This window comes from Microbacterium sp. NPDC055988 (assembly GCF_042269505.1).
In the GTDB taxonomy this organism is placed as follows: Bacteria; Actinomycetota; Actinomycetes; order Actinomycetales; family Microbacteriaceae; genus Microbacterium.
This window is the reverse complement of the sequence record NZ_JBHJXY010000001.1, coordinates 2,500,997-2,513,377: the sequence shown is the minus strand read 5'-3', so window position 1 is coordinate 2,513,377 and position 12,381 is coordinate 2,500,997. Positions and strand designations below refer to the sequence as shown.

Here is a 12,381-nt window from a genome sequence, read left to right as displayed (position 1 = left end):
CTTGCCGTGGGGGCAAGATGACTCCACGCAGTCGGACGCAGGGGTGTGTCCGAAGGCGATTCCGCGTGAAATTCTGGGGAGAAATCATGCTGAAAAAACTGGCTGCCATCAGCCTCACTGCCGGCGCGCTCGTACTCGTGGCGCCCGCCGTCGCAACCGCTGCGCCATCGTCTGTTCCAACCGCGTCCTCCGACTCGTACACGACACCTCCCGGGGTCAAGGTCGGCGACCCGGTCATCGACATCTGCGAAGTCTCGACCATCGTGTTCGGCCCGGGCTACTTCCTGCCGTCCGAGAACGTGAATGTCTCCGTCTCCGGCCTCAACGCGGGCAACTCTGCTGTCTCGGGCAACACCGCTGCAACCGACGGCAGCCTGACGCTCACCTTCCGCCCGCCGTCTGACGGAGAGGGCTCCTACGCCGTCTCGTTCGGCGGCTCGCGGTCGTACACCGCGACGATCACCGTCGCGCACGGTCACGATGCAGCTTCGACGTGCGACCACGATCCTGCGGTCGCACCGGCGGGCGCCGAGATGCCGCTCACGGGCGACGGATTCGAACTCGCCCTCACCGGCGGAAGCGTCTCGCCGTGGGTCCTCGGAGGCGGCGCTGCAGCGCTCGTCGCCGGTGGTGCTCTCGTCGCGGTCGGAGCCTCTCGCCGCAAGCGCGCCTAGGTCCGGCTGCCGCCTCGCGCGGTGGTCGACTGGACGACGGTGATCCCTCCCCCTCCGATCACCGTCGTCTGGTGCATCCGGTGGCACCCACCGGAAGCCCACGGCACGCCCCCTTCTGGGAGGGGACGGCCGTGGGCATTGACGCGCCCGCGAGGAACGTCGCACCACCGTCCGGGACCATCCGGTCGACGCGGACTCGCTCTCAGGGAGTGGGTGTCGGCGTCTGAGTCGGCGGATGCAGTGACTGTGTGATCAGGTCGTGGATGAAGCCGTAGTCCGGCTGATGCTCGTCCACACCGAAGTCGGGCGTGAGCTCGATCGACGTCACCGGCTGCTCCTTCGCCTTCAGCATCAGATCGAAGAACTCCGGCAGCTTGTCCGAGGGCAGATCGGTGCTGATCAGTGCCGTGCCCGCCGCTGCAACCTCGTTGAACCGGGTGAGCACGGTCTGCGGGGTGAACTGCGCGAGGATCGCCTCCTGGAGCTCGCGCTGACGCTTCATGCGATCCCAGTCGCTGGTCGTGTAGCGCGATCGGGCGTACCACTGGGCGGTGTCGCCGTCCATCCGCTGCTTCCCCGGCTCGATCCAGCCGATGGCCCACTCGTTCACGTCGGTGCCCGACCAGCCCTCGGGTGGTCCACCCTTGGGCAAGCGCTCGGTCACGTCGATCTCGACACCACCCAGAGCATCGACGAGTTCTGCGAAACCGTGCATGTCCACGAAAACGTAGTACGGGATCTCGATGCCGAGGACACCTTCCGCCGCGTCCTTGGTCGCCTCGACACCCGGCTCCGAGCCGTGGGCGACGGCGTCGGGATAGAGCCCGGCTCCCCCGTCTTCGCGGCAGACCTCGGCCGCGTTCCGCACGTGATTCATCCACCCGTTCCAGCCGCAGGACGATGAACTGTGCCCTTCGAAGCCGTTCGGATACAGCTCCTGCATCGGGCTGCCCTCGCTGAACGGGGCGTTCGGGAGCTCGCGCGGGATGCCGGTGATGGTCACGGCGCCGGTGTCGGCATTGACCGACACGACCGAGATGCTGTCGAACCGCATCGAGTCGCGTCCGTCACCGCTGTCGGCGCCGAGCAGGAGGATGTTGTAGTAGCCGTCGCTCGGCTCCACACTCGGGCCGCTCTGCCCGAAGATCGAGCCGATCGTGCTCCGGACCGAGCCCACTGCCGTTGCCGCATACGCAGCTCCGCCCCCGACGAGACCGAGCAGCACGAGCGCGACGACGGGAATGGCGAGGCGCGACAACCCCGGAACCTTCACGAGTCGCACGAGGCGGAGCGCGTCGAACGTCAACACGATCCAGAGCACGACGTATCCGACGAGCAGCACCTGCACGATCGTCAGGACCGCCGCCGAGAAGAAACCGCCGCCGATCGTGATCCACAGCAGGACAGGGCGTGCGAACAGCGCGAGGCCGGCAGCGACGATCGCCAAGAACCAGGCGAGGAGGGTCGCGCCGAGACCGAAGCGACCGAGCCGACGATTGCCGGCGAGCACTTGAGCCGAGCCCGGCAGCAGGACATTCATCGCGACGAGCCACCAGCCGCGCTTCGCCATGGTGCCTTGATCGGAGACATCCGGGTGCCGCAGCGGCCGGGTCTCGATCAACGGGCGCCCTGATGCGCGCGGAGGCGCAAGGGTCACAGCGATCCCTTCAGCCGTTCGTTCTTCTGCTCGACCTGGGCCTCGAGTTCGCGTGCGTACGCCTCGACCCGATCGGCGAGTTCGGGGTCTGCCGTCCCGAGGATCCGCGCGGCGAGGAGCCCCGCGTTGCGTGCGCCGCCGATGGACACCGTGGCGACCGGGATCCCGGCAGGCATCTGCACGATCGAGAGCAGCGAGTCCATGCCGTCGAGGTAGGCGAGCGGCACCGGGACGCCCACGACGGGAAGCGGAGTCATCGAGGCGAGCATGCCCGGAAGGTGGGCAGCTCCACCGGCGCCCGCGATGATGACGCGGACTCCCCGAGACCGCGCGTCACGAGCGTAAGACATGAGCTTGTCGGGGGTGCGATGCGCCGAGACGACCTCGACCTCGTGCGGGATCCCGAAATCCGTCAGCGCCCCGGACGCGTCGCTCATCACGCGCCAATCGGAGTCGGATCCCATGACGACGCCGACGAGAGGAGCGGCGGAGGAGTGCAGTGGCTCGGTCACCAGATCAGGCTACGGTCTGCCGCTGGGAGAAACCCCGAACGCCGCGCCTCTTCGCGCGCATGTCTCCGGTGTGATGGCGCCGACAGCGGGCACTGTTCAGTCGAAGTGCGCGGCAGCCGCCCGCGCCACGTACACGGCATCGTCGAGGTCATCGTCGACGACGTTCACATGACCGACCTTCCGGCCGGGTCGCGGAGCCTTGCCGTAGGTGTGGATCTTCGCCTGCGGGTGCTCGGCCATCGCCGCACCGAAGCGCTCATCGAGCGTGCCCCCCTCGGGACCGCCCAGGATGTTCACCATGACGGACCAGGCAGAGCGGGGCGCGGTGCTTCCCAGCGGAAGATCGGCGACCGCCCGCAGATGCTGCTCGAACTGTCCGGTGACGGCGCCGTCCTGACTCCAGTGCCCACTGTTGTGGGGGCGCATCGCGAGCTCGTTGACGAGGATCCGCTCGTCGTCGGTCTCGAACAGCTCCACGGCGAGCATGCCCGTGACGCCGAGCCCCTCCGCGATCGTGCGACCGATCTCCTCCGCGACCTCGACGAGGCGGTCGGCGGCGGCGGGGGCAGGGGCGATGACTTCGGCGCACACTCCGTCGCGCTGCACCGTCTCCACCACGGGGTACGCGACGATCTGCCCGCTCGGACGGCGCGCCACCTGCTGCGCGAGTTCTCGCACGAAGGGGACGAGCTCTTCGACGAGGAGCGCATCGTCTCCGGCCAGCGCATCCAGCCAGTCCTGAGCCTCGGAGGCCGCACGGACGACCCGCACGCCCTTCCCGTCGTACCCGCCGCGGGGTGTCTTCACGACGCCCGCACCGGCGTGGGCATCGAGGAAGTCCTGCAGCTCGGCGGTGCTCCGTACCGCTGCCCAGTCCGGCTGCGGTACGCCGAGTTCGGTGAGACGCGCGCGCATGACGAGCTTGTCCTGGGCGAACTGCAGGGCATCGGGTCCTGGATGCACCACCACGCCGTCGGCGACGAGCGCACGCAGGATCTCTTGCGGCACGTGCTCGTGGTCGAAAGTCACGACGTCGACATCCGCCACGAAAGCACGCACCGTGTCGAGATCGCGGTAGTCACCGATCGCGGTCGCCGCGAGCGCGGCGGACATGCCTTCGTCTTCTGCGAGCACTCGCAGGTCGAGACCGAGCTCCACCGCGGGCGCGATCATCATCCGAGCCAGCTGTCCTCCGCCGATCACACCAACACGCAACGCCATGTGCCGTCTCCATTCGTCTGCCCCCATTCTCGCGCACCGGGACGGACTGGTTCGACACTCTCCGCGTCAGCGGACGAGGCTCCGCCGTGCTGCTCGCCGCGGACTCACGAGGGGGACGATTCGTCTCCGCCGGCCTGTGCGTCGCGATGCGCCAGGATCTGCCCGACCTCGATCTGGTCGGCGAGCGTCTCGTGCACGAGCGTCACGTTCGGGACGTTCGCGAGACGTAGTGGTGCATCGACACCGTTCGAGAGAGTGATGTTCCCCGAACCCCACAGCCGCTGCAGCGGACCACGGCGAACCGCGATCGTGTACCCGCGCGCGTGCGACATCTCCCGACGCCCGCGAGCGCCGATGCCGTGGTGTGCGATGACGCGCCTGGTCGTGACCGTGGTACTCCGCGAATACCAGACCACGAACGGGATGACGACCGCGACGAGCACCACGAGGCCTGCCGCTGCGAGCAGCATCCAATCCTCGAGGCCGGCGGGCAGGTTGCCATAGAAGTACGCGGTCGCACCGAAAGTAGCGATGAGGACGAGAGCCGACCAGAACAGCCGACGCGCGTGACCCCGGAAGCGCGCGATCAGCAACTCCTCCGAGGGTGTACCGGGCGGCGGCATCAGGGGCCGCCCGCCGAGCGTCACAGGCTGGGTCACCCCACCATTGTGCCTGTGATCTGCGACATCGTCGTCTGGGCGACGGCGTGTCAGTATCCCGCGGGGCGGACGTGCACGACGTCGCCCGCCGAAATCGTCTGCTGTTCACCGTCGACGGACACCAGAAGGCGCCCCTCCGGATCGAGCGCTGTGGCCACGCCCTCCAGTATCCGACCAGCCGGCAGAGACACGCGGACCGACTGTCCGATCGTCGCGCATCGGTCGGTCACCGCCGCGTGCAGCCCGCTGCTGCCCGCGTCACTCGTCGAGACGAGCCTCGAGAGCAGACGATCCAGCGCGGAGAGATAGTCGGCCAGGAGGCGGTCCTCGTCGACGTCGACGTCGAGCACCGCGAACGAGGTGGCCGTCGGCACCGGAAGCTGCTCGGTCGTCATCGCCGTGTTCACGCCGGCGCCGACGATCACGGCATCCGCGGTCGCCTCGGCGAGGATGCCGCAGATCTTGCGGCCGTCGACCAGCACGTCGTTCGGCCATTTCACCGTGACGTCGTGTTCCGGCAGCTGCGCCGCGACCGCTTCGGACATCGCCACTCCTGCGGCGAGCGGAACCCACCCTCGGACTGCCGGATCGACCGGCAGCGTGCGCAGAAGCACGGAGACGGCCAAGGCGCTGCCCTCCGGGGCGACCCAGCTGCGGTCGAGGCGGCCGCGACCTGCGGTCTGGTCGCGCGTCACGATCGTCGACAGATGCGGCCAGCCGACAGCATCCTCCACGTGCGCACGAAGATCAGCGTTCGTCGACCCGGTGCGTGCCAGCGCCTCCAGGCGGGGGACCGTGGTCTGAGCCAGCGGAAATTCCACCGTCATGCCTCCTCGTCGTCGACTTCCTCGTCGTCGTCGTCCTCGTCCTCGCGGATCGCGCCCACCTCGTGGGCCTGCCACCGCTCCCACTCCTGCATGAGTCCGTCGACCGCCGCGTGGAACTTCTCGGTGGCCACGCCCTGCGTGGTGTCGCCGAAGTAGTGCTGCACCCACATCCGCAGACGAGCGATGGCCGCCTCATCCGCTCGCACACGTTCGACCTCGGCGACGATGTCGTTCGCGCCCTCGGCCGTCAGCCATTCGCAATCCGCCAGGTAGCCCTGCATGTCGATGGCGGCACGTTCGTCTGTCGGACGCGTGATCATGAGCGGCTTCCCCGCCGCGAGACGGTCGTAGACCATCGCGGAGATGTCCACGACGGCGACGTCGGCGGCCGTCAGCTGCCAGCCGAGCTCCGGCGCATGATCGTAGACGTGCTGGGCGGTCGGGTCCGCCGCGTTCGCGGCGTTGATCGCCGCGATGATCCGCCTGTGGGCGGCGCCATAAGCCTCGTCCACCACCCCGCTGCGGGGATGCGGGCGGTAGATCACCCGATGCGCACCGGTCGCCAGCAGTCGCGCGACCAGCGTCTCGCCGTGGGTGGCGATCGAGCCGTAGTGGGCACTCGGCCGATCCCCTTCCCACGTGGGGGCATAGAGCACGACGGTCCGCTCGTCCGGCACGAAAGGGAGCGTTCCGGAGTAGTGATCCGCCTGCGGCCGGCCGATCTCGATCGTGCGGCGATCCACGTCGTAATCCCACAGCGTGCGCGACAGCCGATCGCGGGCAGCTTGTCCGGCGACGAAGGCATAGTCGTACGCCTTGTACTGATTCGTGGTCATATACATCTTGTCGGACTCGCCGTGGTTGATGAACACGTGCCACCGCCGGCCGTAGCGGAACATCTGGAAGTTGCGGGTGTTCTGGTTCACGTACAGCACCACGCGGATGTCCTGCGTCGCGATGAACCGTTCGAGGTCTCGGACCTTCGGCACGAACGCGACCGGAGGGGAATCCTCGTCCAGCAGCCGCTCGGTGCCGGTCGCCTGTCGCGAGAGCACGACGACGGGCCACCGCTTCGAGAGCTCGGCGAGCGGGCGGTACCACTGGCGCATCTGGTACATGTTCACGGCACCGTCGGCGAAGTAGACCGCCACCTGGAAGTGGTCGGTCGGGAGCGGTTCGCGTTCGGAGAGCCGTCGACGCACGCGCTGCACGGCCGTGCGGGATGCGAGCGCCCGCTTCAGCAGTCGGTACGCCTTCTTCGCATCAGACAGTGCACCCATCCCTCCAGAATAGTTCGTCGAGGCGGCATCATCCGGCGCCTCGACGACGGATCCGGCGCCGGAAGGCCGATAGTCCGCGTCCTGCTCAGGATCACCGAGAGCCACCGTGACATGATCGTCATGTGCCAGCCGACGAAACCGCCGCTCCCCTATCCGGGGTGTCCTTCGTGATGCCGGTGCTCAACGAGCGCGCGTACCTCGAACACGCGGTCGAATCCGTCCTCGCCCAGGACGTCGATGTCCCCACCGAGCTCGTCCTCGCATTGGGGCCGTCCAACGACGGGACGACGGAGCTCGCTCGGCGGCTGGCGGAGAACGACGAGCGCATCCGACTGGTCGACAACCCTGCAGCGCACATCCCCGTCGGGCTCAATGCGGCGATCCGCGCGAGCCGCTATTCGACGATCGTGCGGGTCGACGCGCATTCGGAGCTCTCCCCCGGCTACGCCGCCCGGGCGCTGCGAACGCTCGAGCGCACCGATTCGGCCAACGTCGGCGGCGTCATGCATGCCGAGGGGCGCACGCCGTTCCAGAAGGCCGTCGCTCGCCTGTACAACTCCCCGGTCGGCCTCGGCGGTGGCGCCTACCACGGAAGCTCCCAGGAGGGTGAGGCCGAGTCCGCCTATCTGGGCGTGATGCGCCGCGCAGTGCTGGACGAGGTCGGACATTTCGACGAGTCGATCCGGCGAGGTGAGGACTGGGAGCTCAACCTGCGCATCCGCCAGGCGGGGCACCGCGTCTGGTTCGACCCCGAACTCGCCGTCACCTACTGGCCCCGCGAGAGCTGGATTCGGCTCGCGCGTCAGTTCCGCGCGACCGGCGCCTGGCGCGGTGAGCTCGTCCGGCGGTTCGGTCGCCGCAACGGCATCCGCTACTTCGCACCGCCTGCGCTCGTGGTCCTGGTCCTGCTCGCCCTCGTGGTGGGGATCCTCCAGCTCACCGGAGTGCTCGGCGGCGCAGTCTCGCTGATCGTCTCGATCATCGTGTACGGGCCCCTCGCGCTGTATGTGCTCCTGGTGCTGGGAGTCGCTCTGGCACCGGGAGGCGGCGGCGTGCGCCAACGGTTGTGGACCATGCTCGTCCTGCCGACGATGCACCTCTCCTGGGGCATCGGCTTCATCGGCGGTGTCCTCCGAGGGGCTCGCGACACCGTCGACGCGTCTCGCCTCGGCACTCGCAACACCCCGCTCCCCTGAACCGAACCGGCGGCGCGGGCAGCGACGTCAGAGCGTGACGAAGCCGAGATCGAGGATGCGGTCGACCACGCGCTGAGCAGCATGGCCGTCTTCTCGGGAGTTGAACTGCCGGCGCCATGCGGCGTAGCGCTCGGCGTATGCGGCCTCGTGGCCTCGGTCGTCGAGGGCGGCGGTGAGCTCCTCCTGAGTGCGCACCAGGGGCCCCGGGGCGCGTTCGGCGAGATCGAAGTAGAAGCCGCGCAACTGGCCGCGGTAATGGTCGAGGTCGGGCACCAGGAAGTACATCGGCTTGCCCGTGACGCTGAAATCGAACATGACGGAGGAGTAGTCCGTGATCAGCGCGTCGGCGGCGAGCAGCAGCCGCGCGGTCTCCGGATACCCCGTCACATCGATGACACGCGCGCCGTCGCGGTCGCGACCCTGCTCCAGCGTGCGGGAGTGACCGCGCACGAGCACCACGGCGTTGGCCTGCCGCGCCAGGAGCTCGGGGTCGACGAAGTCGACCATCTCCGCGCGGTCGTCTCGCCACGTCGGGGCGTACAGGAGCACCCGCTCCTCGGCCCCGATGCCCAGAGAACGACGGATCGCGGCCGCGTCTCCGGTGATCAGCGTGTCATTCCGCGGGTAGCCCTCCACCCAGATCGGCCGCCCGAAGAACGCGTAGGCCTTCCGCAGGATGCGCTCGGAGTACGTGTTCTGCGCCAGCAGCACGTCCCATCGGCGGGATTCCTTCACCACGGCCGCCATGCGTCGCGGATCGAAACCGGGACGGTGCAGCGCGAGCCTCTTCAACGGGGTGCCGTGCCACGTCTGCAGCACCTTCTGCCCCGGCTTGCGGGCGAACCGACGCCGTAGCCAGTCGTTCACGACGAGCAGACGCGATGCTCCTCGCGCGTGCCACCACTGGGGACTCCCCTCGACGACGGCGATCGCGCCTTCCGGAACCTCGACCGAGAGATCGACGACGCTCCAATAGCGACGCACCTGCGGAGCACGAGCCGCCAGCTCACGGTCGATCGCGCGAGGATTGCAGCCGACGGTGCGGCCGTAGAAGCTCTCGAAGAAGACCGCGTTCTCGGTGCCACCGCTCTGAGCGACGTAGCGCTCCTCGAGCGTCGACCTGCCCTCCGCCGTCTCGTACACCGGCTCGATCGGCGCGGCGATGCGGACCGTGCCGCCGTCGACGGCGATGCGCACACCGGTCAGGACGACAGGATCGATCCTCACCTCCTGCAGGTCCGCATCCGGGATCCGCAGCTCGTACGTTCCGGTCGGCAGCGGAAGCGACGGACCACCCCAGCGCGACGCCTGCAGCGGGAAGGTGGCCTTCCACGTCTTGCCACCGCCGCTGATGCGGCCCTCGACCCGTGCGCGCGGTCCGACCAGCGCAGCATCCGCCGGTCGCGCTCCGGTCCCTGCGACGACCAGCGCCTCTGCCGCGTCGTCGATTCGGGCCGTTGTCATGCTGCTCCCTTCGGCGCGGGAATCCCCCGTGCGCGGATCACGTCGTAGACACGTTCGGTGTTGCGTCCGTCCCGATACGCGTGCATCCCCGCGCTGAGCGTAGCGGACCGCTCGGACGCCGCGTCGTACACGCGGCGGTCGGAGAGCAGATGCTCCAGCTGCACGAGCAACCCGGCCCAATCAGCTGCCGCATCGGGGCCCGCGACCTCCTCGTACCGGCCGTAGAAGCCTCGCGTGCGCGCGTACTGCTGCGCATCCGGTGCCAGGAAGAGCACCGGCATCGACAGGAGCCCGACGTCGTATGCGAGGGAGGAGTAGTCGGTGATGAGCACGTCCACCGCCGCGAGCACCGGTGTGACGTCGGTGATGACGGACGAGCCCAGCGCGCGAACCCGCCTGCTCGGCAGCGGAGGCGCGTAGCCGCCTTCCCCCAGCGGGTGCGAGCGCACCAGGAGGACCGCATCCTGTGCTTCGAGGAGGCGGATGATCTTGATCCACTCCGTCGCAGTCGGAACCGCGGGGTCGGGAGCCCCGTCCCGCCAGGTCGGGGCGTACAGGATCGTGCGTGCCGACGCGGGGAGGTCACCGACAGCTTCCCGGAGAAGCTCGGACGCAGCGCCGCGACGCTCCCCCGGCGAACCTGCGGAGAGGACATCGACGCGAGGCTCACCGGTCACCACGACCCGGTCGTCGCCGAGACCGAACGCAGACTCCAGCCTTCCCCGCGCGCGATGGGAGGCGGCGGGCAGCACGCGGATCCGCTGCGCGGCGGAGCGGTAGAGCACCGCGATCGCATGACGCAGCAGCGGTGCACCGGGGACGTTCGGCACCTCGGTCGTCGCGGGCGAGTCCAGTCCGATCCGCTTGAGCGGGATGCCATGCCAGAGCTGGACGACGAACGCGCCGCCGTTCGCGTAGCGGTTGACGTCGCCCAGGCCGTGAGTGACCACCAGGGCGCCGGCTCTGGCGGTCGCCCACCAGCCGCGCAGACCGCTCTTGCGCACGAATCGGATGCCGCGGGCGGCGGCCTCTCGGTCCTCCCGTGCGGAGGAAGTGAGCCAGAGCGTGTCATGTCCTGCGGCCGCGGCATGCTGTCGCAACGCGAGCGCCCCGTCGCCGATCCCCGCACCGCAGCCGAACACCCAGCGTCGCCCTCGCGGGACGAGGAGCGTACCGATGCGTCCGACGGCATACAGCGGGATCCGGAGCAGTTTGGCCGCGTTGCCGGTGCCGAAAGAGAAGGACGCCACCCCGCGAGCCTATCGCGGGGTGGCGTCCTTCTCTGTGACGCTCGGGGTCAGCCGGCCAGTTCGCCGAGCGTCACCTCGACGTCGTAGTCCTTGCCGTTGCGGACATACGTGACCTTGGCCTCGCTGCCGGCCGCCGCCGCCCGTACCTGCGCGGTGAGGTCGGTGGCGCTGGTGATCGGCACTCCGTTGAAGGAGGTGACGATGTCGCCCTTCTCGATACCTGCGGCGGCAGCAGCCCCGCCCTCGTTGGCCTTGGCGATGTAGGCACCGGCGACGGTCGCGCCCTCGATGCTCGATGCGTCCTGGACGGAGGCGTTGAGCAGACCGTGCGTGGCCGCGCCGTCGGCGATGATCTCCTCGGAGACGCGCTTGGCGATGTTCGAGGGAATGGCGAAGCCGATTCCGATCGATCCGGACTCCTCGGAGTTGCCCGAGCTCGCGATCGCCACGTTGATGCCGATCAGCTCGCCCTTGCTGTTCACGAGCGCGCCGCCCGAGTTGCCGTGGTTGATCGCGGCATCCGTCTGGATGACGGCGATGGAGATCGATTCCGAGGTCTGCTGCTGGCCGCTGCCGGGGATGTCGAACTGGAACGGCCCCTGGCCCTGACCCTCCTCGGGAGACTGCTCCTGCGGAGCGTCTTCGGTGGACGAATCGGGCAAAGCGGAGGAGGCGATCTGGATGCTCCGGTTGAGCGCGCTCACGATGCCGGTGGTCACCGAGTTCGCCAGGCCCAGCGGAGCACCGAGCGCGACCGTCGTGTCACCGACGTTGAGCTTCGACGAGTCGGCGAAGTCGATGGGCGTGAGCCCTTCCGCGTCCTTCAGCTTGATCACGGCGAGATCGTAGATCGGATCGGTGCCGACGATCGTGGCCTCGTAGATCTTTCCGTCGGACGCCGTCACGCGGATGGTGGGATCGGCCGCGGCGCCGCCGAGCGTCACCACGTGCGTGTTGGTGAGCACGTAGCCGTCTTCGCTGATGATCACGCCGGAGCCGCTGCCGGCCTCCTGCGAGCCGGCGACCTCGATCGTGACGACGGACGGCAGGGCGGAGGTCGCGACCGCGGTGGTCTCGTTGACCGAGCCGGGGTTGTTGACCGTCACGGTCTGCGGCCCGGTCGCCGTACCGGATGACGGGGTGTCCTGGAGTCCGTTCAGCAGCGCACCGCCGCCGAATCCGGCGACGCCGCCGACGAGCGCGGCCGCGACGATGAGGGCCGCGAACTTCGTGCCGCCTCGTGTCTTCTGCTCCTTGGCCTTGACGCCGGCACCCGCGAGCGGCTCAGAACCGAGCGGCTGGGTCGGCTGTGCGTGCGGCGCCGCCGACGGGATGCCGAAAGCGGCGCCCGAAGCGGTGCCGACGGCCGGCGCGACCGGCGCGGTGAACGCATGCGGCACCGGCCCGACCTGCGGAGCGGGTGGCACGTGCGACGTGAACGTCGACGGCACCTCATGGCCCTGCACCGGCGCACCGGACGTCGGCGCGGCGGGCGCGACGGGCCCGGCGGATGCCGACTCGGTCGTGTCAGCGGCGGCAGCCGTCGCCGGCTGAGCGGCGACCTCTGCAGCCTCGGTGGACGGCACGGCGTCGTTCGACGCGGGTGCCGAGTGGTCCTGGGGTTCGTTCTCGTTCATGGTG

11 protein-coding genes are annotated in these 12,381 nt (G+C 69.0%); 2 read left to right on the top strand and 9 right to left on the bottom strand.

Annotated elements, in window-relative coordinates; genetic code table 11:
* Positions 1–86: 86 nt before the first annotated feature.
* Positions 87–674: a hypothetical protein gene (locus tag ACFC14_RS12010; RefSeq protein WP_376104628.1), complete on the top strand. Its 588-nt coding sequence runs from the start codon at positions 87–89 to the stop codon at positions 672–674.
* Positions 675–876: 202 nt separating this feature from the next.
* Here ACFC14_RS12010 and ACFC14_RS12005 read toward each other — a convergent pair whose 3' ends face one another.
* The 6 genes from ACFC14_RS12005 to ACFC14_RS11980 form a co-directional block, all read right to left on the bottom strand.
* Positions 877–2,331: an LCP family protein gene (locus ACFC14_RS12005; RefSeq protein WP_376104626.1), complete on the bottom strand. Its 1,455-nt coding sequence runs from the start codon at positions 2,329–2,331 to the stop codon at positions 877–879.
* Positions 2,328–2,795 carry a 5-(carboxyamino)imidazole ribonucleotide mutase gene (gene purE / locus ACFC14_RS12000; protein WP_376107190.1) on the bottom strand — a complete coding sequence of 156 codons (468 nt, stop codon included), beginning with the start codon at positions 2,793–2,795 and terminating at the stop codon, positions 2,328–2,330. The genes ACFC14_RS12005 and purE overlap by 4 nt, the downstream gene beginning before the upstream one ends.
* 144 nt (positions 2,796–2,939) lie before the next feature.
* Positions 2,940–4,064 (bottom strand): 5-(carboxyamino)imidazole ribonucleotide synthase, encoded by a 1,125-nt coding sequence (locus ACFC14_RS11995; RefSeq protein WP_376104623.1) that lies wholly within the window; start codon positions 4,062–4,064, stop codon positions 2,940–2,942.
* Positions 4,065–4,168: 104 nt separating this feature from the next.
* Positions 4,169–4,687 carry a PH domain-containing protein gene (locus ACFC14_RS11990; protein WP_376107188.1) on the bottom strand — a complete coding sequence of 173 codons (519 nt, stop codon included), beginning with the start codon at positions 4,685–4,687 and terminating at the stop codon, positions 4,169–4,171.
* 86 nt (positions 4,688–4,773) lie between these two features.
* Positions 4,774–5,550, bottom strand: a complete 777-nt coding sequence (locus ACFC14_RS11985; RefSeq protein ID WP_376104620.1) for a biotin--[acetyl-CoA-carboxylase] ligase — start codon at positions 5,548–5,550, stop codon at positions 4,774–4,776.
* Positions 5,547–6,830: a CDP-glycerol glycerophosphotransferase family protein gene (locus ACFC14_RS11980; protein ID WP_376104617.1), complete on the bottom strand. Its 1,284-nt coding sequence runs from the start codon at positions 6,828–6,830 to the stop codon at positions 5,547–5,549. The genes ACFC14_RS11985 and ACFC14_RS11980 overlap by 4 nt, the downstream gene beginning before the upstream one ends.
* 170 nt (positions 6,831–7,000) lie before the next feature.
* Here ACFC14_RS11980 and ACFC14_RS11975 point away from each other — a divergent pair, with 170 nt between their 5' ends.
* A complete protein-coding gene (locus ACFC14_RS11975; RefSeq protein WP_376107185.1) occupies positions 7,001–8,026 on the top strand; it encodes a glycosyltransferase family 2 protein in 1,026 nt (341 codons plus the stop codon).
* 27 nt (positions 8,027–8,053) lie between these two features.
* On the opposite strand, the gene ACFC14_RS11970 is transcribed toward ACFC14_RS11975, so the two are convergent.
* Genes ACFC14_RS11970 through ACFC14_RS11960 form a run of 3 tightly spaced genes read right to left on the bottom strand, consistent with a single transcriptional unit; the run spans position 8,054 to position 12,377 of the window.
* Positions 8,054–9,490 carry a CDP-glycerol glycerophosphotransferase family protein gene (locus ACFC14_RS11970; protein ID WP_376104614.1) on the bottom strand — a complete coding sequence of 479 codons (1,437 nt, stop codon included), beginning with the start codon at positions 9,488–9,490 and terminating at the stop codon, positions 8,054–8,056.
* Positions 9,487–10,740, bottom strand: coding sequence for a CDP-glycerol glycerophosphotransferase family protein (locus ACFC14_RS11965; RefSeq protein WP_376104611.1), 1,254 nt, complete (start codon positions 10,738–10,740; stop codon positions 9,487–9,489). Before ACFC14_RS11965 ends, ACFC14_RS11970 begins: the two co-directional genes overlap by 4 nt.
* 47 nt (positions 10,741–10,787) lie before the next feature.
* On the bottom strand, positions 10,788–12,377 hold the full coding sequence (locus ACFC14_RS11960; RefSeq protein ID WP_376104608.1) for a trypsin-like peptidase domain-containing protein: 1,590 nt from the start codon (positions 12,375–12,377) through the stop codon (positions 10,788–10,790).
* Positions 12,378–12,381: the final 4 nt, after the last annotated feature.